This is a genomic window from Pelovirga sp. (assembly GCF_059864205.1).
Genome location: NZ_JCBCBS010000119.1, coordinates 1 through 22,593 on the forward strand (window position 1 = coordinate 1; position 22,593 = coordinate 22,593).

Annotated in this window: 26 protein-coding genes; 4 read left to right on the top strand and 22 right to left on the bottom strand. The window is 53.8% G+C overall.

All coding sequences use genetic code 11. The annotated features are described in order from the left end of the window. A partial coding sequence (locus AC6F7T_RS07885; RefSeq protein ID WP_500717616.1) for an AMP-binding protein occupies nucleotides 1-1,006 on the top strand: 1,006 nt, incomplete at its 5' end. 201 nt (nucleotides 1,007-1,207) lie between these two features. On the opposite strand, the gene AC6F7T_RS07890 is transcribed toward AC6F7T_RS07885, so the two are convergent. The 18 genes from AC6F7T_RS07890 to AC6F7T_RS07975 all read right to left on the bottom strand — a co-directional run bounded on the left by AC6F7T_RS07890 (nucleotide 1,208) and on the right by AC6F7T_RS07975 (nucleotide 15,653). Next, entirely contained in the window at nucleotides 1,208-2,521 is a 1,314-nt protein-coding gene (locus AC6F7T_RS07890; protein ID WP_500717618.1) for a homoserine dehydrogenase, read from the bottom strand. A gap of 197 nt (nucleotides 2,522-2,718) precedes the next feature. Then, entirely contained in the window at nucleotides 2,719-3,186 is a 468-nt protein-coding gene (gene nusB, locus AC6F7T_RS07895) for a transcription antitermination factor NusB (RefSeq protein WP_500717620.1), read from the bottom strand. Continuing rightward, on the bottom strand, nucleotides 3,179-3,655 hold the full coding sequence (gene ribH, locus AC6F7T_RS07900; protein WP_500717621.1) for a 6,7-dimethyl-8-ribityllumazine synthase: 477 nt from the start codon (nucleotides 3,653-3,655) through the stop codon (nucleotides 3,179-3,181). Before ribH ends, nusB begins: the two co-directional genes overlap by 8 nt. Before the next feature lie 20 nt (nucleotides 3,656-3,675). Then, nucleotides 3,676-4,881 (bottom strand): bifunctional 3,4-dihydroxy-2-butanone-4-phosphate synthase/GTP cyclohydrolase II, encoded by a 1,206-nt coding sequence (locus AC6F7T_RS07905; protein ID WP_500717623.1) that lies wholly within the window; start codon nucleotides 4,879-4,881, stop codon nucleotides 3,676-3,678. Nucleotides 4,882-4,943: 62 nt separating this feature from the next. Continuing rightward, complete coding sequence (locus AC6F7T_RS07910) at nucleotides 4,944-5,591, bottom strand: riboflavin synthase (protein WP_500717624.1); 648 nt, start codon at nucleotides 5,589-5,591, stop codon at nucleotides 4,944-4,946. Then, complete coding sequence (gene ribD, locus AC6F7T_RS07915) at nucleotides 5,576-6,700, bottom strand: bifunctional diaminohydroxyphosphoribosylaminopyrimidine deaminase/5-amino-6-(5-phosphoribosylamino)uracil reductase RibD (RefSeq protein ID WP_500717626.1); 1,125 nt, start codon at nucleotides 6,698-6,700, stop codon at nucleotides 5,576-5,578. Before ribD ends, AC6F7T_RS07910 begins: the two co-directional genes overlap by 16 nt. Before the next feature lie 18 nt (nucleotides 6,701-6,718). Then, nucleotides 6,719-7,183 carry a transcriptional regulator NrdR gene (nrdR, locus tag AC6F7T_RS07920; protein ID WP_500717627.1) on the bottom strand — a complete coding sequence of 155 codons (465 nt, stop codon included), beginning with the start codon at nucleotides 7,181-7,183 and terminating at the stop codon, nucleotides 6,719-6,721. Then, complete coding sequence (locus AC6F7T_RS07925; protein WP_500717629.1) at nucleotides 7,180-7,638, bottom strand: deaminase; 459 nt, start codon at nucleotides 7,636-7,638, stop codon at nucleotides 7,180-7,182. Before AC6F7T_RS07925 ends, nrdR begins: the two co-directional genes overlap by 4 nt. 6 nt (nucleotides 7,639-7,644) lie before the next feature. After that, entirely contained in the window at nucleotides 7,645-8,898 is a 1,254-nt protein-coding gene (gene glyA, locus AC6F7T_RS07930) for a serine hydroxymethyltransferase (RefSeq protein ID WP_500717630.1), read from the bottom strand. 135 nt (nucleotides 8,899-9,033) lie between these two features. Continuing rightward, nucleotides 9,034-9,465 carry a ribose 5-phosphate isomerase B gene (gene rpiB, locus AC6F7T_RS07935; protein WP_500717631.1) on the bottom strand — a complete coding sequence of 144 codons (432 nt, stop codon included), beginning with the start codon at nucleotides 9,463-9,465 and terminating at the stop codon, nucleotides 9,034-9,036. Between the two features lie 12 nt (nucleotides 9,466-9,477). Continuing rightward, nucleotides 9,478-10,710 (bottom strand): beta-ketoacyl-ACP synthase II, encoded by a 1,233-nt coding sequence (fabF, locus tag AC6F7T_RS07940; RefSeq protein WP_500717633.1) that lies wholly within the window; start codon nucleotides 10,708-10,710, stop codon nucleotides 9,478-9,480. 111 nt (nucleotides 10,711-10,821) lie between these two features. Then, nucleotides 10,822-11,055, bottom strand: coding sequence for an acyl carrier protein (gene acpP / locus AC6F7T_RS07945; RefSeq protein ID WP_500717635.1), 234 nt, complete (start codon nucleotides 11,053-11,055; stop codon nucleotides 10,822-10,824). A gap of 52 nt (nucleotides 11,056-11,107) precedes the next feature. Beyond that, the gene (gene fabG, locus AC6F7T_RS07950; protein WP_500717637.1) at nucleotides 11,108-11,848 is read right to left on the bottom strand and encodes a 3-oxoacyl-[acyl-carrier-protein] reductase; all 741 of its coding nucleotides are present in this window, start codon (nucleotides 11,846-11,848) and stop codon (nucleotides 11,108-11,110) included. Nucleotides 11,849-11,891: 43 nt separating this feature from the next. Continuing rightward, entirely contained in the window at nucleotides 11,892-12,812 is a 921-nt protein-coding gene (gene fabD, locus AC6F7T_RS07955) for an ACP S-malonyltransferase (RefSeq protein WP_500717639.1), read from the bottom strand. 26 nt (nucleotides 12,813-12,838) lie between these two features. After that, nucleotides 12,839-13,819: a beta-ketoacyl-ACP synthase 3 gene (locus AC6F7T_RS07960; RefSeq protein WP_500717641.1), complete on the bottom strand. Its 981-nt coding sequence runs from the start codon at nucleotides 13,817-13,819 to the stop codon at nucleotides 12,839-12,841. A gap of 23 nt (nucleotides 13,820-13,842) precedes the next feature. Continuing rightward, nucleotides 13,843-14,826, bottom strand: a complete 984-nt coding sequence (gene plsX / locus AC6F7T_RS07965) for a phosphate acyltransferase PlsX (RefSeq protein WP_500717642.1) — start codon at nucleotides 14,824-14,826, stop codon at nucleotides 13,843-13,845. 23 nt (nucleotides 14,827-14,849) lie between these two features. Beyond that, complete coding sequence (gene rpmF, locus AC6F7T_RS07970; RefSeq protein ID WP_500717644.1) at nucleotides 14,850-15,032, bottom strand: 50S ribosomal protein L32; 183 nt, start codon at nucleotides 15,030-15,032, stop codon at nucleotides 14,850-14,852. A 78-nt stretch (nucleotides 15,033-15,110) separates the two neighbouring features. Beyond that, complete coding sequence (locus AC6F7T_RS07975) at nucleotides 15,111-15,653, bottom strand: YceD family protein (RefSeq protein ID WP_500717645.1); 543 nt, start codon at nucleotides 15,651-15,653, stop codon at nucleotides 15,111-15,113. Between the two features lie 202 nt (nucleotides 15,654-15,855). On the opposite strand from AC6F7T_RS07975, the gene AC6F7T_RS07980 reads away from it, so the two are divergent. Further along, nucleotides 15,856-16,590: a MazG family protein gene (locus AC6F7T_RS07980; RefSeq protein ID WP_500717647.1), complete on the top strand. Its 735-nt coding sequence runs from the start codon at nucleotides 15,856-15,858 to the stop codon at nucleotides 16,588-16,590. A gap of 231 nt (nucleotides 16,591-16,821) precedes the next feature. Then, nucleotides 16,822-17,214: an FxsA family protein gene (locus tag AC6F7T_RS07985; RefSeq protein WP_500717648.1), complete on the top strand. Its 393-nt coding sequence runs from the start codon at nucleotides 16,822-16,824 to the stop codon at nucleotides 17,212-17,214. Here the strand turns inward: AC6F7T_RS07985 and murJ are convergent. Further along, nucleotides 17,211-18,803, bottom strand: coding sequence for a murein biosynthesis integral membrane protein MurJ (gene murJ / locus AC6F7T_RS07990; RefSeq protein ID WP_500717649.1), 1,593 nt, complete (start codon nucleotides 18,801-18,803; stop codon nucleotides 17,211-17,213). The two genes, AC6F7T_RS07985 and murJ, sit on opposite strands and share 4 nt — an antisense overlap. A gap of 164 nt (nucleotides 18,804-18,967) precedes the next feature. Between murJ and rpsT the strand changes: the two genes are divergently transcribed. Next, nucleotides 18,968-19,237, top strand: coding sequence for a 30S ribosomal protein S20 (gene rpsT / locus AC6F7T_RS07995; RefSeq protein WP_500717651.1), 270 nt, complete (start codon nucleotides 18,968-18,970; stop codon nucleotides 19,235-19,237). Nucleotides 19,238-19,331: 94 nt separating this feature from the next. Here rpsT and holA read toward each other — a convergent pair whose 3' ends face one another. The 3 genes from holA to leuS all read right to left on the bottom strand — a co-directional run. After that, nucleotides 19,332-20,324 (bottom strand): DNA polymerase III subunit delta, encoded by a 993-nt coding sequence (gene holA, locus AC6F7T_RS08000; RefSeq protein ID WP_500717652.1) that lies wholly within the window; start codon nucleotides 20,322-20,324, stop codon nucleotides 19,332-19,334. A gap of 12 nt (nucleotides 20,325-20,336) precedes the next feature. After that, the gene (gene lptE / locus AC6F7T_RS08005; protein WP_500717653.1) at nucleotides 20,337-20,837 is read right to left on the bottom strand and encodes an LPS assembly lipoprotein LptE; all 501 of its coding nucleotides are present in this window, start codon (nucleotides 20,835-20,837) and stop codon (nucleotides 20,337-20,339) included. Then, nucleotides 20,837-22,593, bottom strand: a 1,757-nt coding sequence (leuS, locus tag AC6F7T_RS08010) for a leucine--tRNA ligase (RefSeq protein ID WP_500717655.1), incomplete at its 5' end; no start/stop codon positions are given. The genes leuS and lptE, both read right to left, overlap by 1 nt.

Sequence of the window (22,593 nt, forward strand, 5' to 3'; positions counted from 1 at the left end):
GCCGATCAACCACGTGTTTGAACAGGTCTGCGGCATTCTTCTCCCCCTGGCCCTGGGTGGCCGGATCAGTTTTGCCGAATCGATCAAAAAACTGGGGGACAATCTCAATGAAATCAAACCGACCTTCCTGCTTGGCGTGCCGGCAGTCTATCGACTCCTGTACGACCGCATCATGAAAAAAATCGACACCAAACCCACATCGCGCATGCTCTATAAATTTGCGTTGACCCGCAAAATTGTCGCTGCCAATGTCAAAAAGGCGGTGGGCGAACACACCACCTTTGTCAGCGGTGGCGCTGCCCTGGATCCGGCAATCTCTGAAGGATTCCGTAACCTGGGGCTGACCCTCTATCAGGGTTACGGCATCACCGAGACCTCACCGGTCATTGCCGCGGAAAGTCCCTTTAACAGCAAGCCAGGCACAGTTGGTGAAACCTTGAAGGATGTGGAGGTGCGGATTGACAAACCTAACCCTGATGGCGAGGGAGAAATTCTGGTCAAAGGCCCCAATGTCATGCTCGGTTATTACAATAATGAGGCGGCAACGACTGAGGTTCTCCAGGATGGCTGGTACCGTACCGGCGATCTGGGCCGCATTGATACAAACGGCATGCTCTCCATCTGCGGGCGGGTAAAGAATCTGATTGTGACCCCCAACGGCAAGAACGTTTACCCGGAAGAAGTGGAAAATCAACTGCTTAAAAGCCCTTATATTGCCGAAATCATGGTCTACGGCCATCGTATCGGCAAGACGGCTGAGGAGGTATACGCCGTCGTCTTCCCCGATGAAGAGGCCCTGTTTACCCTGGCGCGGGAGCAGAAGGACAAGCCTCTTGCTGCCGGAGAAATTGAAAATTTGATCCGCCGCGAGATTCAGACCTATGGCAAGGAACTCGCCGACTACAAACGGGTGAAAAAATTCACCCTGCGCGAGGATGAATTCCCGAAAACCACCACCCGTAAGATCAAGCGCTATATTGTTGAACCGGAAATATCGACGAACTAAAAAATTTTAAAAAAACAGTTTTTTTTAAAAAAAACCATTCCCAGTCAGATTTTTTTCAGAACTCCTGATTATAGTGATACGCAATCAGGAACTGAACCGATGGCAATGCACTCTACATTGTATGGGACTTAGCAATGGGTTCGGAGGGGGGGGGGAGCTCCCATCCTGAAAAAGGATGGGAGCTCTTTTTTTGCGACCCTTTTAACCTAGATCATGCTCGACCCGGATCAGTCGCGGGGGTTGGCAGGTGATGTCAAACGCTTCGATCTCTTTTAACGCTTTGACGATATCTGCTTCCTTGGCGGCGTGGGTCATCAGAACAATGGGGACACAGTCGGCATCGTGACGCTCGGGCTGGATCATCGACTGGATGCTGATGTTATGATCGCCAAGGCACCCGGCAATCCTGGCCAATACTCCCGGCTGATCAAGGCTCTTGAAGTGCAGGTAGTAGTGGCTGACGATGTCACTCATCGGCTGAATCGGTAACGCCTGCACCGCCGTTTCACCACACCCCATAATCGGCACACGCAGACGCGCACCGCTGAGGATATCGCGGCCGATGGCCATGACATCGCCCATGACCGCACTGGCGGTGGGATCCATACCGGCACCACTGCCGTAAAGCAGGGTCGGACCGACAAAATCACCGATCAGGCGCACGGCATTAAAGGCACCATCCACTTCGGCGAGTTGATCCTCTGCCGGAATCATGGTCGGATGGACCCGCACCTCAATCTGATCACCATGATTCTTGCCGATCGCCAGCAGTTTAATCTTGTACCCCATCTGCTTGGCAAAACTGATGTCGACGGCATCGATATTGCTGATCCCCTCAATATAGACCTGATCAAAATCGACCCTGGTACCGAAACACAGCCCACTGAGCAAGGCGATCTTGTGGGCGGTATCTACCCCTTCAATATCAAAGGTCGGGTCGGCTTCGGCATAGCCCAGTTGCTGCGCCTCTTTGAGTACTGCGGCAAATTCACTACCCTGATCGGTCATTTTGGAGAGGATGTAGTTACAGGTGCCGTTGAGAATGCCGAGCACTGAACTGAAACGGTTAGCGCAAAGGCTCTCCTTGATCGGTGAGATCACCGGAATGCCACCACCGACAGCGGCTTCAAACATGACCGAGACACCAGCCTTGTTGGCGGCGGCGATAATTTCCTGGCCGTGGACGGCCATCAGCGCTTTATTGGCGGTGACAATATGCTTGCCGTTGGCAATGGCTTTGAGCAGAAAACTTTTCGCCGGCTCATAACCGCCGATCAGTTCGATAACCAGATCAATATCGGGATGATTGACAACATCGTCAACGTTGGTGGTCAACATGCCTTGCGCCACCTGCACGCCACGATCGGTAGTAATATCCAGATCGGCAATTCTCAGTAATTGCACCGGCGCACCCAGGCGCTGCTGAATCACATCCGCATTTTTTTGTAATACCCTGACCACCCCGGTACCAATGGTACCGAAGCCGAGCAGACCGATATTGATGGCTTTCTTCATGTTTTATCTCCTTAAAAACTCTATATCAATCATGATGCTTTCGCAAAAAGTATCATTTTGGATGGATAAGCAAAAAGCGCCAAATACAAGGCGCGCTTGTTGAGCAATGAGGCGTACTTACGTACGTCAAAGCAGTGAAATAAACGCAGCAACGCAGTAGTTGGTGAGTTTTTGCGACGCCATCAATCATACTGATGTTACGCTGCATTGATGTGTTGGGCGATTTTATCCAGCAGTCCGTTGATAAAAGTGGGTGATTCTTTGGTGCCGTAACGCTTGGCGATTTCGATCGCCTCATTCAGGGTTACTGCTGTCGGGATATCGGGAAGAAACAGCAACTCGAAGGTCGCCAACCGCAACAGGGCCAGATCAACCGGCGCCATGCGCATCAGCGACCAGTTGTGGGCAACGGCCGCGATCCGTTCATCGAGCAGGGGGCGCTGCTCCAGCACCCCGCGCACCAGTTTTTCGGTAAACAGCCGCACTGCTTCGGGAACCGGCGGTGCTCCTTGTTCGAAGGGTTCACCGAGGATATCTTCAGAATAGTGCAGATTGTTCCAGAAATTTTCCAGAATCCGCTCGGTGTCAATCTGCTCGTCCTGGAATTTATGGGCAAAGAGAATTTTCAGGGCATATTCGCGCCCGCGCCGCCGGTTATTATTCATCGGCGTTGAATGCTCCCAGCAGATTCACCATTTCCAGCGCACTCATGGCAGCTTCGGCCCCTTTGTTTCCGGCCTTGGTCCCGGCCCGTTCAATCGCCTGTTCAACCGAGTCAGTAGTCAGCACGCCAAAGGCCACCGGCAGGCCGGCCTCCAACGATACCTGCGCCACCCCTTTGGTGACTTCGGAACTGATATATTCAAAATGCGGGGTGCCGCCGCGAATCACGGCACCCAGACACAAGAGCGCATCAAACTTGTTTGATGCCGCCATCTGCTTCGCCATCAGCGGTATTTCAAAAGCACCGGGCACCTTCACCACGGTTAACTGCGCCTCGTCGGCACCATGGCGGATCAGGGTGTCGATCGCACCTTCCAACAGGCGTTCAGAGATAAAGCTGTTGAAACGGCTGACAATAAGACCGAAACGAAAGTTACCGGCAGCGAGTTTTCCTTCAATGATCTTTGGCATCTGAAAGCTCCTTTAGCGGACTATATATTTTCGAGCAAGTGCCCCATTTTTTCACGTTTGGTTTTCAGGTAATTGATGTTGGATCCCTGGGCAGGAATCTCAAGACCAACCCGTTCTACCACCTCGAGACCGTAGCCTTCAAGGCCGATAATTTTTTTAGGATTGTTGGTCATCAAACGGATCTTGCGTACCCCCAGGTCAGCGAGAATCTGGGCACCGATGCCGTAGTCACGCAAATCAGCAGCAAATCCAAGCATGTGGTTGGCCTCGACCGTATCGTGCCCCTGATCCTGCAAGGCATAGGCTTTGAATTTGTTAATCAGGCCGATACCGCGCCCTTCCTGACGCATATAGAGGACGACCCCTGTTCCTTCCGCGCCGATGCGATCCATCGCAGTGTGGAGCTGATTGCCGCAATCACAGCGCGCCGAGGCAAAGACATCGCCGGTCAGACACTCAGAATGGACCCGCACCAGCACCGGCTTTTCAGGATCGATGGTACCTTTGACCAGGGCAATATGATGTGCGTTATCAACCTCGTTTTCATAGATAATTGCGTTAAAGGGGCCGCCATGGGGCGTTGGCATCCTGGTTTCGGCAGCGCGCCGCACCAGCAGTTCCTTGCGCATCCGATAGGCGACGATGTCAGCAATGGAAATGATTTTCAGATCGTGCTCTAGGGCAAACACCTCGAGTTGCGGCATACGCGCCATGGTGCCGTCTTCGTTCATGATCTCGCAGATGACCCCGGCCGGCTTGAGCCCGGCCAGGCGCGCCAGATCAACCGAACCTTCCGTCTGGCCGGCGCGCACCATCACGCCGCCTTTTTTGGCCCGCAAGGGGAAAATATGTCCCGGACGGGCCAGGTCCCCGGCGGCAGTTTCATCAGCAACAGCTACGGCAACAGTACGGGCGCGGTCGGCGGCGGAGATACCGGTGGTCACCCCTTTGCGCGCTTCAATACTGACAGTAAAAGCGGTACCGAAGGACGAGCTGTTGTTAGTGACCATCAGCGGCAACTCAAGCTCATCAGCGCGTTCTTCGGTCAATGACAGGCAGATCAAACCCCGCCCATGACGGGCCATAAAATTGATCGCTTCCGGCGTCACCAGCTCGGCGGCGATGACCAGATCGCCTTCGTTCTCGCGATCTTCATCATCAACCAGAATCACCATTTTACCGTGACGGATATCCTCCAGAGCGGCATCGATTTTTGCTATCGTCATTACTGCTTTCCTTTATGTTGCGATATTTAAATCAGGGTGGCGGAATAAAATTGAGATTTATCTCACAGAAACCCGTTTTTAGCAAGAAACTCACGGCTCAATGACCCGCCGTTCGCTCCGCCCGGGTGCGCAACAAAACGCTCGACATAACGGCCGATCAGGTCGGTTTCAATGTTGACCGGGTCACCAACACGGCGCTCTTTCAGGCAGGTCTGCTCCAGAGAATGGGGAATGACCATGATGCTGAAGCGGTCGTTAAACACCTGATTGACGGTCAGGCTGACCCCGTCGATAGCGACCGAGCCTTTGGCAACGACATAGCGCAGGGCCGGCGCCGGTGCGGCAAACTCGAAATATACCGCGTTGTGTTCTTTGCGTTTTTGCCGCACCGTACCAACACAGTCGACATGACCGGCGACCAGATGACCGCCAAGACGGTCACTAAGGCGCAGGGCCCGTTCGAGATTGACGGCGGTACGCGGCGGTAATGATCCCAGCGTGGTTGTCCGCAGGGTTTCCGGCGACACATCAAGGCTAAAGCTGTCGCTATCCCATCCGGTGACGGTGAGGCAAACACCATTGACGGCTATGCTCTCCCCCAGGCACAGGTCATCGTGCACCAGTGCGCTGGTAATCCATAACGTCCCGGCATCAGCGCTACCCTCAATAGTGCGCACCTGGCCAATAGCTTGAATCAGTCCAGTAAACATGTCTGCACCTTTGCCCTAATCAACAGATCAGTCCCCGATGTTTCGTGGCGCATAGCGTCGAGCATGGCGCTGTCAGCCATCAGGGTTGTGCCGCTACCGGCGAACAGACCCCTGGTTGGACAACCACCGACCAGGCGTGGCGCCACAAAGACCATCAGTTCATCAATCAGACACTCTTGCCAGGCGGATGTGGCCAGGGTACTGCCGCCTTCCAGCAGCAGATGCTGGATCTGACGACGACCAAGTTCGTCCCACAGGGCCGGCAGATTGACAAGACCAGCGTCATCGGTGGGCAATAGCAGCACCTCGGCTCCTGCCGCAGTTAAGGCATTGATTCGCGCGCTGTCCTCACAACCGGTGGCGATCAGGGTCGCTGCCGTCGAGTCTTGCGTCAGCATCTTCGCCGACAGGGGAAAGCGTAAGCGGCTGTCAACGACAACACGCAAGGGGTCACGGGTCTGTTCACCTGGAAGGCGGACGTTGAGCAGCGGATCGTCCTTAAGTAGCGTTTCGATTCCCACCATAATAGCTTCGACCCGGTTACGCAAGCGATGCACCCGCAGACGGCTTTGTTCACAGGAGATCCAGCGCGAATCACCGATTGCGGTAGCCGTATGACCATCAAGGGTCATGGCCGCCTTATAGATGGTCCAGGGGTGGCCGCTGCGTAAATGTTTACTGAAACCGGCGATCAAATCAGCCGCTTGGTCCTGACATAAACCGACTTCAACGACGATTCCAGCCTCGCGCAGCAGTGAGATACCGGCGCCGGAAACCCGCGGATTGGGATCAATGATGGCAACAAAAGCGCGGCGGATACCGGCAGCGATCAGCGCCCGGGCACAGGGTGGAGTGCGTCCGATATGGGAGCAGGGCTCGAGGGTGACATAGATATCCGCGCCCTGGGCATTGGCACCGGCCTGGTCAAGGGCGTAGACTTCAGCGTGGGGCATGCCGGCCTGAGGATGGAACCCCTCGCCGACAATCCGGCCATCCTTGACAATCACCGCTCCCACCGCCGGGTTGGGGGCGGTACGTCCCCTGCCCTGTTCAGCCAGCTCAAGGGCGCGCTGCATGTACATGTGATGGGAAGATGGAGAGTCAGTCATGATGTTTTGGCGACGCCATCACCCCTTGCCGGAGTTTTTGAGCAGATCGGTAAGCTCATTCATGAACTCATTGATATCCTTGAATTGACGGTACACCGAGGCAAAACGCACATAGGCGACTTCGTCGGTATCATGCAGGGCATCCATCACCGCTTCGCCGATCAGGCTGGCCGGAATTTCCTTATCACCACACTCTTGAAATTGTCGCTCAAGCTGGTCTACCAGGGCTTCAATCTGTTCCATGGAGACCGGACGCTTTTCGCAGGCGCGCTGCATGCCGGAAACAATCTTGGCGCGATCGAAGGGTTCACGGCGGCCATCTTTTTTGATGACATAGGGAAGAATTTCCTCTACCCGCTCATAGGTGGTAAAGCGCCGCTCGCACACTGGACATTCGCGCCGGCGGCGGACGTTATTGCCATCCTTGCCAAGGCGTGAATCAACCACCCGGGTATCTTCATGGCTACAGAACGGGCACTTCATGGCGCTGCTAGCGGCTGATACTGATGATAGCGGATCCCGGCTTCACCAAGCATCTCCAGCGATAACTGATCGGGATAACCACGGCCATAGATGATTTCAGTCACCCCGGCATTAATCAGCATCTTGCTGCAAATAATACAGGGAGAATCTGTGCAGTAAAGGGTTGCATCGGCAATATTGGTGCCGTGGCGAGCCGCCTGAATGATGGCATTCTGTTCGGCATGCAGGCCACGACAGAGTTCATGACGCTCGCCGGAGGGAACCTGAAGCTGATCACGCAAGCAGCCGGTGACATCACAATGGGAGATGCCGGAGGGTACACCATTATAGCCGGTTGCCAGAATATTCTTGTCCTTGACCAGCAGCGCCCCGACCTGACGGCGCAGACAGGTAGAACGGGTGGCTACCAGCTGAGTAATTTGCATGAAATACTCATCCCAATCCGGACGAATCATTGAAATCTACCCAATGCGCTGCGGATAAAGGGGGAACTGCAGGCATAGCTGCTTGACCTCAGCACGAATTTGCGCGAGGACGTCAGGATTCTCGCTGTTTTTCAGCGCCAGATCAATCCATCCGGCGACCAGTTCCATCTCTTTTTCCTGCAATCCGCGGGTCGTAGTAGCCGGGGTCCCCAGACGGATACCACTGGTGACAAAAGGCGAACGGGTGTCAAACGGAACGGCATTCTTGTTGACCGTGATCCCGGCATGTTCAAGGGTCGCTTCGGCAATTTTACCGGTTATGTCGGTGCCACTGAAATCCACCAGCATCAGGTGATTGTCGGTACCACCGGAGACCAGATTGTAACCACGAGCGACCAGACCTGCTGCCAGAGCCCTGGCGTTTTTCACTACCTGGGTAGCGTAGGTCTTGAATTCAGGTTGCAGTGCCTCCTTAAAGGCCACTGCTTTGGCCGCGATGACATGCATCAGCGGCCCACCCTGGATGCCGGGGAAGATCAGGCTGTTGAGTTTTTTACTCCATTCTTCACTACAGAGGATCAGGCCACCGCGCGGGCCACGCAGGGTCTTGTGGGTGGTCGAGGTGACAAAATCGGCATAGGGAACCGGACTCGGGTGAACACCTGCTGCAACCAGTCCGGCAATATGCGCCATATCAACCATCACCAGCGCGCCAACCTCATCGGCAATCCGGCGAAAGGCGGGAAAATCAATCTCACGCGGATAGGCGCTGGCACCAACAACAATCAATTTAGGCCGATGCTCATGAGCAAGACGCGCGACCTCTTCATAATCGATGGTACCGGTTTCAGCCTTCACCCCGTAGGCAACAATATTGTAGAGCTTGCCGGAAAAATTCACCGGCGAACCGTGGGTCAAGTGGCCACCATGGGCCAGATTCATCCCCAGCACCGTATCGCCCGGGGCACAGGTAGCCATATAGACCGCCATATTGGCCTGAGAGCCGGAATGAGCCTGGACATTGGCATGTTCAGCACCAAAGAGTTCCTTGGCACGATCGATGGCCAGTTGTTCGGCAACATCGACAAATTCACAACCACCATAGTAGCGCTTACCGGGGTAACCTTCGGCATACTTATTGGTCAGTACCGACCCCTGGGCCTCCAGCACAGCTTCACTGACAAAATTTTCCGATGCGATAAACTCGAGGCTGTATTCCTGCCGGGCGACTTCCTGGTTAATAACCTGCGCAATCTCAGGGTCAATTGCTGCCAACCTGTCTGCTGTCATGCTTACTCTCCTGTAAAAATTTAACCCGCTGCAAAAAAGATCAAGCTCAGTTTCACCGTACGGCAAAATAACCGGCTACAAATAAAAAAACGGAGCAGCTGACCGCTCCGCTTCAATCACAATTGCGACGGCCAACTATTCCAGCGCGGCAATCTTATCAAGGCGCTGCTGATGGCGCCCGCCCTCATAGCGCGACGTCAACCAGACATCGACCAGCCGGACGGCCTGTTCAGCAGCGAGCACCCGGCCACCCATCACCAGAATATTGGCATCGTTATGTTCAGCTGCCATCTGCGCGGTAAACTCATCATGCACCAGCGCCGCACGGATTCCGGGAATCTTGTTAGCGGCAATCGACATGCCGATACCGGTTCCGCAAATCAGAATACCGGCCTGGGCGACACCGGCGGTAACCGCCCTGGCGACCTTTTCAGCATAATCGGGATAGTCCACTGAAGCTGTACCATCCGTCCCCAGATCCGCACAGTCGATCTGTTGATCACGCAAGAATGCCAGAATGGCGTTTTTCAGCTCCAGACCACCATGGTCACTGGCAACAGCAATCATTTTTAAAAACTCCTAGATTTTCTTAAAGGCCAGGGTCGCGTTGGTGCCGCCGAAGCCGAACGAGTTCGAAATTGCCGCCTGACAGGAGATTTCCCGTGCCGTATTGGGGATGTAATCAAGATCACACTCGGGATCAGGCTCCTGGTAATTGATCGTCGGCGGCAGCACGCCACGGTCAAGGGCCAGGGCTGCATAGACTGCTTCAATACCGCCGGCAGCGCCCAGGCCGTGGCCGGTCATGCTCTTGGTGGAGCTGATCATCACCTTGTCAGCATAGGAGCCGAATACCGATTTAATCGCCATGGTTTCGTAAAGATCATTGAAGTAGGTCGAGGTCCCGTGGGCATTGATGTAGCCGACCTGCTCAGGATTAAGTTTGGCATGACGCAGCGCCATTTTTATGCACCGGGCGGCCCCTTCACCACCAGGAGAAGGCTGGGTTAAATGGTGAGCATCACTGGTTAAACCATAGCCTGCCACCTCACAGTAAATTTTTGCGCCTCGTGCTTTGGCCGACTCGTATTCTTCCAGCAAGACAATACCGGCACCTTCCGACATGACAAAACCATCACGATTTTTTTCGAAGGGGCGGCTCGCTGCCTGAGGATCATCGTTACGGGTAGACAGTGCCTTCATTACATTAAAGCCACCAATCCCCAGCGGGGTAATGGTCGCTTCGGCACCACCGGCAAACATGACATCGGCATCCCCGCGGACAATCATATGATAGGCATCGCCGATAGAGTGGGTGCCGGTAGCACAGGCGGATACGGATGAAAGATTCGGTCCCTTGGCGCCAAAACGCATAGAGATCTGACCAGCAACCAGATTGATAATGACCACCGGAATAAAAAAGGGCGAAATCTTCTTGTAGCCACGCTCGAGCAAGACCTGGTGATAATGTTCTATGGCCGGCAAACCGCCGAGTCCGGAACCGACAACCACACCAACCATTTCAGCGTTGTCTGCAGTGATTTCAAAACCGGAATCTTCATAGGCCATGGTTGCCGCGGCAAGACCGTACTGAATAAAGAGATCCATCTTCTTAATCTCTTTTTTGTCGATAAAGTCTTCGGGATTGAAGTCCTTGACCTCACCGGCAATCCGGGTAGCCAGATCAGAAGCATCAAACCGGGTAATGGGTGCAATTCCTGACTGACCATTGGTAACAGCCGTCCAGTTTTTTTCAACACCGGTTCCCAGGGCGGATACGACACCAAGACCGGTCACCACAACTCTACGCATAGTTCTGCTCTCTTTAAACCAAAGGTTCAGTTTATTATCAGGTGACGATTGTTGATACCTGGATGAGCAACGGGCCGGCAACGATCAGATCGTCACCAGCCCGCAACACCATCAGGAAAGCTTACTGATGTACTCGATCGCATCCTTTACGGTCTGGATCTTTTCAGCATCTTCATCGGAAATTTCGACATCAAATTCTTCTTCCAGAGCCATCACCAGCTCTACGGTGTCAAGGGAATCAGCACCGAGATCATCCATGAAGGCGGCATCTTCCGTTACCTGATCTTCATCAACACCCAGCTGCTCAGCGACAATCTGTTTTACTCTTTCATCAATCGAGGCCATCTTGAATTTCTCCTTTGTTTTGTCGGTCCTACGTGGACCATTATGTGTTTGTTTACATGTACATTCCACCATTGACGCCAATCACCTGACCGGTAATATAGCCGGCCTGATCCGACGCCAGAAAAACCACGGTTGCTGCTATATCTTCAACATGCCCGAGGCGCTCCAGGGGAATCTGGGTCGTCAACTCTGTGCGTTGCTGCTCGGTGAGAAAGTCGGTCATATCGGTTTCGATAAAACCGGGAGCAATGGCGTTGACAGTGATCTGACGCTTGGCCAGTTCACGGGCATTGGATCTGGTTAAACCATGCAGGCCGGCTTTACTGGCACAATAATTGGCCTGGCCGGGATTTCCCATCTGTCCGACAACAGAAGAGATATTTATGATGCGACCGTTGCGCTGCTTGGTCATCAGCCGGGCGACGCTACGGGTACACAAAAAAGCGCCTTTGAGGTTGACATCAAGAACCGTATCCCAATCGTCCTCCTTCATGCGCAACATTAAACCATCACGGGTAACTCCCGCATTATTAACAAGAATATCAATCCTGCCAAAGCGTTCTTTGGCGGCGTCAACCAGACGATCGACATCTGCCGCAAGGGAGATATCAGCACCGATTCCGAGCGCCTGGGTACCCTTCTGTTCAAGTTCGGCAGCCACCTCGGCAGCTTTAGCGGCATTGGTGCCAACCACAACCAGATGCGCTCCCTGCGCAGCCAGCGCCAAAGCAACACCGCGCCCAATTCCGCGCGTAGCTCCGGTGACAAGAGCGACTTTGTCCTTTAGCAACATAGGTTGACCTCCACTACTGCACAATACAACAAAGCATAACAGATCAGGATTGCAGGCGCTTCAAACCGGCAACATCAGCAACCTGATCCATTGCCGCGCCACGATGAATCCGCTTGATCAGACCAGTCAACACCTTCCCCGGCCCCACCTCAAGATAACGGTCGACACCCAGCGCAGCACAGTGCTCAATAGAAGCATCCCAGCGCACCGGCGCACAGACCTGCTTTACCAGTAGGGGCTTTACCCGCTCAGGCTGATCACAGCAGATCGCCTCAACATTGGTTACCACCGGAAAAGCAAATGGCGCAACGGCAACCCCGGCGAGGACCTGCTCAAGACGCTGCGCGGCGGGAGCCATCAGGGCACAATGAAACGGGGCGCTGACCGGTAATTTAAGGGCACGCTTGGCACCACGCTCAGTGGCGAGGGCAATGGCCCGCTCAACCGCAGTCGCATGACCGGCAATAACAACCTGTCCCGGTGAATTGAAGTTAGCCGGTGAAACCACCTCACCCTGGGCGGCATCATGACACAGTTGTTCGAGTTCTTCACCTACAAGTCCCAGTATCGCCGCCATAGCGCCGACGCCGACGGGCACGGCTTCCTGCATGAAGGTGCCGCGTTGCCGGACGGTCGCTAACGCGTCGGCGAACGACAGAACACCGGCGGCCACCAGGGCTGAATATTCGCCAAGGGAATGACCTGCTGCATAGGCCGGGTGCAGTTCGACTTCCTGACGCAACACACGCAAAGCAGCAATACTGACGGCCAAAATCGCCGGCTGAGTGTTGGCAGTCAGCTTCAGATCTTCTTCAGAACCGGAAAAGCACAGCTTGGCCAGGTCAAAACCCAAAACGTCATTAGCCTCTTCAAACAGCTGTGCAGCAACGGCAAAAGTCTCTGCCAGATCCTTGCCCATACCTGGATATTGCGACCCTTGTCCGGGAAACACCAGTGTCAACATGGTTGTTCATTCCTATCAAGTAAAAATCAGGCCCAGCGCAACAAGGTTGATGCCCAGGTAAAGCCGCCACCAAAGGCGGCGGACAAGATCAGATCACCTGAGCTGATCAGTCCCTGACGATTCGCCTCATCAAGAGCAACGGGGATGGTAGCACCTGAGGTATTACCATATTTATGGACATTGATATAGGTTTGTTCGTCCTTGAGATGGAGGCGCTTGGCAGTCGCTTCAAGAATCCGGCGATTGGCCTGATGGGGAACGAACAGCTTGACATCCTCGTGGGTGTAACCATTGGTTTCCAGGGCTTCGATAGAGACTTCGGTCAGGGAGCGCACCGCGACCTTGAATACTTCATTGCCCTGCATCTTCAGATACTGAAGACGCGAATCAACGCCGGCGGTCGTCGCTGGATGCTTGGAACCAAAACCAGGCTGATAGAGAAGTTCGAGGAAATTTCCATCGGAATGCAGATGACAGGAGAGGATACCGGCATCGTCACCACCCGCTTCGACAACGACCGCTCCGGCGCCATCACCAAACAGAACACAGGTGTTGCGATCAGTCCAGTCAATTGAGCGGCTCAGGGTTTCAGCACCGATCACCAGCGCTCTTGTGCCGTGACCGCAACGGATAAAATCGTTGGCATTGGACAGAGCATAGAGAAAACCGCTGCAGGCTGCCGACACATCGTAAGCAAACGCCTTGCTGGCGCCAAGCTTGGCCTGGACAATACAGGCGGTTGCCGGCCAGGGATAGTCACCCGTGATGGTTCCGACGATAATCACGTCGATCTGGTCGGCGCTGACGCCGGCCATTGCCATGGCCCGTTCGGCGGCTATCACCGCCATATCCGAGGTGCACTGATGATCTGCAGCAATGCGGCGTTCTTCGATACCGGTGCGAGCCATGATCCACTCATGGTTGGTATCAACCATCTTTTCAAGATCCGCATTGGTGAGGATCTTTTCAGGCATATAGGATCCTGTACCGGTAATGCGTGCTCTCATGCCTGTACCTCCTGAAAAATTTGTCAGTGCTGAAAAACTGTTGTCAGCCGTTCAAAAACACCGCTCTGGGCATATTCGCCGGCCTGACGAATGGCGATACTCATGGCGACAGGATCGGAACTGCCATGACAGACAATACCGGCACCGGCAATGCCAAGTAACGGCGCACCACCATATTCCGCCGGATTGATTCTGTTTTTAAATGACGTAAAGGCCGGGCGGCTGAGCAAATAACCGACTCTGGCCCAGAAACGACTCTCTATCTCGTGCTTGAGCATGGTACCAATGGCAATAGCCAAACCTTCGGATACTTTGAGCAGAACGTTACCGACAAAGCCGTCACATACCACCACATCAACCGAACCGTTATAGACATCACCACCTTCAACATAACCACGGTAATTCAACGGGGCGTCTTTAAGCAACAGATGCGCCTCGCGGGTCAGATCGTTCCCCTTTTTTTCTTCGGCGCCGTTGGACAATAAACCAACCCGGGGCTTTGACTTGCCGAGGTGATGCTCAACGTAGATGCTTCCCATCAGGGCAAATTGATATAAGTGGCTCGCTTTGCAATCAACATTGGCCCCCATATCAAGAACCATGGTCTGATCAACAAGGTTGGGTAAGGAGGTGCCGATAGCAGGACGCTCAACCCCGTCGATACGACCACAGACGAGCATCCCGGCGGCCATAATCGCACCCGAATTGCCGGCACTGACGACAGCCGTGGCCGCTTTCGACTTCACCAGATCAAAGGCGACGCGAATGGAAGAGTCTTTTTTGCGCCTTACAGCAGACGGCGCGTCGTGCATACTGATGATGTCGCCGGCATGATGAAGCTCGATGCCCAGACCCTTGATGTCATGCTTGGCCAGTTCCTGCTGGACACGAGCAGTATCACCGACGAGGATAACCTGACATCCCCAGCGGCGACAAGCGGCAACCGCTCCGGCAACCTCAACATCCGGGGAATTATCCCCACCCATGGCATCAACAGCTATTTTCATCAACATATCAGCGTCGCTGCAAATCAGACGTTGTCGCTGTCGATAACTTCTTTTCCTTTATAGGAGCCACAACTGGCGCATACCCGATGAGGCAGCTTGGGCTCGTTACAGCTCGGACAGGTGGAGATTCCCGGGGCGCTGATGGCATCATGAGCGCGGCGCATGTTTTTTTTGGATTTTGAGGTCTTTTTCTTTGGAACAGCCATCTTATTCTCCTTGGATGGATCACACCGGAAGTTGCCGGGGTGTTTTTAATGTCAATTGTAATCTATAACCAGCAAGCACTAATCAGCTTGCCCTTTAATTTGTGCCAGGACACCAAATTTGCTATTGAACACTTTTTTTTCGCAGTTACATACCGTTGTATTCAAATCAGCACCACACTGCGGGCACAACCCCCGACAGTTAGCTGAGCACAGCGGGTGCATCGGTACTGCCAGCAGCAGTTGCTCCTGCACGGGAAACAATAAATCCAAACGATCCTCGCGGTAAGGGATCAATCCCAGTTCGTCAGCGGCAAGCTCCTGCTCCGGCACTTGGTCCGTCTGCTCCACTTCGGGAACAAAGGTCAGAGCAAAATCCTCTGCCAGCTCATACTCAAAAGTGCCCAGGCAGCTGCCACAGGTCAAATCAAGGGTCGCCTGAATATGACCAATAACTTCAATCATGCGACCGGACAAGATAAAGCGCAAGTGCAGATTGATGGGACTACGGTAAGCACTTTCACCGGCACCGGCCAACCTCACCAGTTCCGGAAAGTCGCCGGCAGCACAAGAGTATTCTTGATCCAGCTGCCCACCCTTGATATGTTTCAGCTCTAGCTGCACAGACGCCCTCAAAGCAAAGGGAACAGTATAAAGGGAGAAGCATCCATGTCAAGACAAAAGACCGGCTCCTTCCCCCGCTTTTATGGCGCTCTTGTCTAGCCTATCCATCATTGTTTTGCAAGATTTTTTTACTCCAGGTTAACCTTCAGGTCATGACCACAGCAACACAACCCAGCGCAATTGCCATAAGGATAAAAATACCATGCCGGAACCCCGAACAACGTGCGACTGCACACACGATCTCTCTCCCTTGGCTGCCATCATGTCAACCCTGCGCGCGCCGCACGGATGTCCATGGGATCAACAACAGACCGCGCAAAGCTTAAAGAGCTATATTCTCGAAGAAACCTATGAACTTCTGGAAGCGATTGATAGCGGCAACCCGGAAGAGATATGCGATGAACTGGGTGATCTGATGCTGCAGGTGGTCTTTCTCGCCCAGATCCATAGCGAGCGGAAGGAGTTCGACCTGACGGATGTGATTAGCGGCATTTGTGCCAAGATGATCCGCCGCCATCCTCATGTTTTTGCCGATGCTGACACCCAGGGGCACGCTCAACGCTGGGAGCAGATTAAATTAGAGGAACGCCGGCACAAAGGCCGCTCCCACCAGTTAGCCCAGCGTCTCACCCCGACCCTGCCGGCCCTCAAGCGAACCCAGAAACTGATTAAAAAAACCGCCAATAACTCCCCTGCTGATGGACTCGCGCAACTGCTCGCCGGGCACCACCAACTGGCCCGCTGTGTGACAGATCCATCCTCCACCGATCAACAAACTGAAGACATTGTCGCTCAGTTGTTTTTCGATTTGACCGGACTGGCCGTGGCGCTGGGAATGGATGCCGAAGACCTGTTGCGCCAAAAAACAACTGCAACGATTGCGGAAATTGATGATCAGAATGCCACTTTGGCATCGTCGGATTTGACAAATTCCTGAAATTCTGTGACTTTTACCCTCAGTCCACATTTTCTGTTGAAAACCTGTTGATAGCCCTGTTAATTGTAACCATAGCCTAACAACTACCGACCTGATGAGCGTCTTGCACAATTTTTAGTCACAAATATTATTGTTAAGTTTCAACTAGTTAACAATTAGCATAAGATCGCAATGAATATTACCATATCATGGTAACGCTTCATTTAATTTTTTTTATGATAAGGTCTGAGCATGTTCATAAAGCTACTGTTTCTCTTTACTTTTGTCCCAATTCTTGAAATTTATGTGCTTATTGAGGCGGGGCGGCAGATTGGTGTCATATCGACCATCAGCCTGGTGATTCTGACCGGCATTGCCGGCGCTTTTCTCGCCCGCAGTCAGGGGTTTCAATTACTCACGCGCATCCAGTCCGACCTGCAGGCAGGACGCGTTCCAGCAGAAGAGATGTTTGACGGAGCGATGATTCTGGCAGGGGGAATGGTCTTGTTGACTCCGGGCTTTTGTACCGATCTGATGGGTTTTATCCTGCTGACCCCGGTGAGCAGAAACTATATCAAACGATGGCTGCGACACTGGCTTGAAAAGAAAATTGCCCGGGGCGAGATTCAGTTTCGGCGCTATTAAGACAGCTCTGTTGGTTGCTGACGGCGATTGAATTTGTCTTTAATCAGTCGCAGCAATTGATGAATTTCTGCGATTTTAAGCAACAGACAGGTGGCAACAAAAATCACCATTCCTGACCCCACGGCCGCGGTGAGAACCAGCGTTTTTTCGACAGAGAAACCGGACTGGTTCCAGTCAACCATCCCCAGCAGCAGATATACCAGGATCGCCATCGGCAGGCAGGCGATCATTATCCTGACACTCTGGGTCAGCAACTGCCGGGCAAACCCCAGATGCAGCTTGCCTTGCAACCGGGTCAGCAACGCACCGGCATTAAACAGCGAAGCGATGGTCAGGGCCAGGGCCAACCCGATAAATCCCAGCCACTGCATTAATACAAGACCGGCACCCAGATTCACCAGCAGCGTCCAGAATGATACGATAACCGGCGTGCGGGTATCCTTAAGAGCATAAAAGGTTTGTGCCGCTATTCGACTATAGCCGACAAATAGCAGTCCCGGAGCAAAACAGATTAACGCCAGGGCGCTGTTATCCACATCACTCAGACTAAAAGCTCCACCCAGAAAAAATAGCGAGAAAACCGGTTTGGCGCACAACATCAGTCCGACCATCGCCGGCAAGGTCAATAAAGCAATCAGGGTCAAGGAAAAACTCAACGACTGCCGCATCCCCTGTTGATCGCCATCGGCGATCTGCCGACTCATCATCGGCAAAACCGCCTGAGCCAGGGAAACAATAAAGATCCCCTGCGGAAACTCAAATAACCGCTGTCCGTAATAGAGATAGGACACACTGCCGTCAGGCAAAAAAGAAGCGAGCAAGCGCGAAACAACGACATTGATTTGATAAATTGCTACCCCGGCAATCCCCGGCAGCATCAGCAGGGTAATTTTTTTCAGCTGTTCATCATGAAGGAAGCGAAAATCCGGGCGCAGGCAAATGCGATAACGCAACAGGACAGGAAACTGCAACAACAGCTGTAATAGTCCACCCAGGAGCACCCCTGCTGCCAGACCAAAAATCGGACGCTGGAATAAATGGCCCAGGCTCAAGGCGCCGAAAATCATGGCCAGATTGAGCAATAATGGGGAAAGGGAAGGAAGAAAAAAATGTCCCCGGACATTGAGAATGCCGGTCAGCAGGGCCAGCAGCGATACCAGGGCAATATAGGGAAACATGATCAGGTTGAGCTGGTGGGTCAGTTCCAGTTTACCTGCAGTCTGGCCAAAACCATAGCCGATCGCCTGGACAATCCAGGGTGAACAAAGCAGCCCTGCGGCGACAACGACAAACATCACCAGCAGTAACAGGGTGGCACAACGGTTGGCCAGCTGCTGCGCCTCCTCTTCGCCACGGCGATGAAAGACCTCGGAAAAAACCGGCACGAAGGCTGCGGTCAATGAACCTTCAGCAAAAAACCGGCGGAGCAGGTTGGGGATGGTAAAAGCCATGAAAAACGCATCGGTCATCACCCCGGCGCCGAAAAAACGCGCCACCACCATGTCTCTGATCAAGCCGGAAACCCGACTGATGGAGGTGGCGACAGACATCACCAGGGTTGCTGCTACAATCCGTTGCCTGCTCGACATAAGATATATTTAATCCTTAGTGATATTTTGCAACCATCTGAAGCTACGTGTTTTTTTGATGAAAATAAACTATTTCTAACTTGACAGCAACGACCCGCCTGCCTATGATCGGGCAACTTTCAAAAACCCAAAGGTTTCATTACTCAAGCAAGGAGATATTGTTCGTGGCAAATCACAAATCGGCACTGAAAAGAGCCAAGCAAAACCTGGTACGCAACGCACGTAACACCCATATCCGATCGACCATGCGCACCCTGGTAAAAAATGTTCGTACAGCCGTAACTGGCGGCGACCTTGAGGCAGCCAATACCGCACTGGCCAAAGCGATTCCTTACATTTCCAAAAGTGCCGCCAAGGGCATTATTCATAAATCCACCGCCAGTCGCAAAGTTTCGCGGCTGACAAAGCTTGTCAACAGTCTGTCACAAGGTTAATCTACCACACGCCTCACCTGCTGTTGCTCTGCTACTGACAAAATCAAAAAAACCCCTGAAGTGAACCTGTAAGGGTTTCATTTTACGGGGTTTTTTATTTATCACGAATCAGACGAATCACCATTAATTCGAGCAGGGCCTCGGCGTCACCGCCACGGGATTTCATCGCCAGATCGGTATCGATAAACAATGCGTAGGCCGCCATAAAATGCCGGCGCGAGAAACGCCGCGCCTGCTCAAGCAGACGCGGAACAATAAAGGGTGGCCGACCAACCTGTCTGGCGATATCGGCAGCGGCACACTGCCGGCTATCCAGGGCTCTGATTTTCCACAGCAAGCGATAGTGGCCGGTGATCAGATTCAGCACCAATAGCGGCGGCTCTGAGGCAGCAGCAAAACGCCGTACCAGGGTCAGGGCACGGATCAGGTCACCTTTGGCAATCGCCTCACCCAGAGCAAAGACACTCTCGCTACGCCCGCGCGAAACAACTGCCTCAACATCGGCAACACCAATTTCCCGGCGTTCTCCGATATACAACATCAGTTTATCCAGCTCCCCTTCAATTTCATGGAGGCTGTTACTCACCAATGAGCACAGCAGATCGAGGGCTTCGCGGCCAATCCTGATACCGCGTTGCTGGGCCTCACGACGAACAAAATCGGGGATTTCACGATCAGCAAGGGGGTCAAATTTGAAAACGACGCCGTTCTTTTTAAACTGCTGGAAAAACTTGCGGCGACTGTCAATTTTTTCAGCAATCAGCAACAAAGAGGTTTGTTCCAGCGGACGTTCCAGATAAACACTGAACTTGTCCTGCTCCGCAGCAGCCAGCAGATGGAAGTCGTTGACGGTAACCAGTTTACGTGGCGCAAAGACGGGATAAGTGGTGGCTGCGTCGATAATATCTTCAGCGCGCGCGCCTTTACCATGAAACTGATGATCGTTGAAATCATCCCTGGTCGTGCCAAAAATGGCGGATCGGATGCGTTGGTGGGCCTGTTGCAGCAGGTAGGTCTCTGCGCCGTAGAGTAAAATCAGCGGCGGCGGATCGATTTCCAGCTGCCGGTAAAATTCATCAAGTCGCATCAGCTGAGCATTTCAGAAGTCGTCGAGCAGGCGTGAAAAGATTTCTTCGGCCAGACGTCGCGCCAATTCATCCTGGGCGCGGCGCTCATCATCCCCCTGGAGCATTTTATCGGCAGCAGCGTCATATTCTGTGTGCCAGCGTACCGTCCCCTCCCACAAGAGCGCCTGGTTATCGCTACGCTGCAGGCGCACTGCGACGACCATACCGGCACGATACTTACTGATCTGATCCCCTTGTTGATATGAGATGGAGCGACTGTCGTAGGAAAGGATGCGCCCGGTCAGTTGCGCTTCTGCTTCTTCAATGGCAACCTGACGGATATTGGAACGACCGGAAAAAATATCGATCACTTCTGTTGTCAGGCGATTTTCCAGCAGCGGTTCGCGCGTCTGGTTGTCAAACATGGCAATATGGATACGCTCGACGCCACCAGGCAATGCCCCCCCCTGGCCGGGAAAGTGATAACCGCAGGCACCCAGCAGCAGAGCAGCCAGGAGCAGCAACAGGCGCATCAGGACACCACCACATTGACCAGTCGACCGGCGACAATGATAATTTTACGCACCTGTTTGCCTTCAATGTAGCGCCGCACATTTGCCTCATCCAGGGCTTCTTTTTCGATCTGCGCCCGATCGGCAGCCGTCGGCAGCTGGATTTTTCCGCGCACCTTGCCGTTAACCTGAACCACCAGATTGACAACATCGGATTCCAGGGCTTCTTCATCCCAGCCTGGCCAGCCACTGACCTCGACGCTCTGTTGATGCCCGAGGGCTTGCCACAGTTCTTCGCAGATATGGGGCACAAAGGGGTTCAGCAGCCTTACTACCGCCTCCAGAGCCTCTTTAAGGACAGCTGATTCCCGCTCACGGGCCGGCAGGGCATAAATCGCATTGACCAATTCCATAACCGCAGCAATCGCGGTATTGAAGTGAAAACGCCCATCAATATCTTCCGTGACCTTTTTGATCGTCTGATGGGTTTTGCGGTGCAGTTCTGAGGCTGCCGCGGATAATGGTTCAGATGCGTTATGGTCCTGCTGCAGCACGCTCAGGTTGTCACTGACGGCACGCCACACCCGACCAAGAAAGCGGGCGCAGCCCTCTACTCCTTGCTCGTTCCATTCCAGGTCTTTCTCCGGCGGCGCAGCAAACAGGGAGAACAGGCGTGCGGTGTCAGCGCCGTAGGTGTCGATCAACTGGTTGGGGTCGATGACGTTCTTTTTTGATTTGCTCATCTTCTCGGTACGACCCGCTTCCACCACCTGACCACAGAGTCGGCACTTGTCTTCCGCAACCTGTTCGGGATAGAGCCAGCCATGCTCGGCGCAACGCTGGGTCTCTTTACAGACCATCCCCTGGGTTAACAGGTTGGTAAAGGGTTCATCCACATCGAGCATCCCCAAATCGCGCAGAACCTTGGTGAAAAAACGCGCATAGAGCAGATGCATGACGGCATGTTCGATGCCGCCGATATACTGATCAACCGGCAGCCAGTGGTTGACCGCATCACGATCCAGGGGGGCGGCGTCATGGTGTGGACAGGCGTAGCGGGCAAAATACCAGGAGCTCTCAACAAAGGTATCGAAGGTATCGGTTTCGCGCCGCGCCGGCTTGCCGCAGGTTGGGCAATCGACCTTGACAAAAGCCTGATGACGCGCCAGAGGCGATCCCCCGGCGCCGGTCAATTCGACATCAGTCGGCAGCAGCACCGGTAGCTGCTGTTCCGGAACCGGTACCGTGCCACAATGATCGCAGTAGATCACCGGTATCGGTGTACCCCAATAGCGCTGACGTGAAACACCCCAGTCACGCAGCCGATAGTTGACCGTCTGTTGACCGGCATCCTGCGCGGTTAAAAACGCAGCAATGCGTTCCTTGGCGGTTTCATTATCAAGTCCGTCAAAGGCGCCGGAATTCACCAAGGTACCCGAGCCGGCATGGGCCTGGTCGATGGTTTCCGCACGCAACTCTTCGCCGGCGGGCTGGATCACCACAATCACCGGCAGCTCATACGCACGCGCGAATTCAAAATCACGCTGATCGTGGGCGGGCACCGCCATCACCGCGCCGGTGCCGTAATCGTAGAGGACGAAGTTGGCGGCGTAGACCGGGATCCGGCTCCCCGTGGCGGGATTCACGCAATACCCCCCGGTGAACACCCCTTCCTTCACGAGGTCCTCGCTCGTCCGGGCGATCCGGTCCTGGCGCGCGACACGGTCGACGAACTCCCGTACCTCCCGCTCCCTCCCGGCCCGTTTCGCGAACTCCA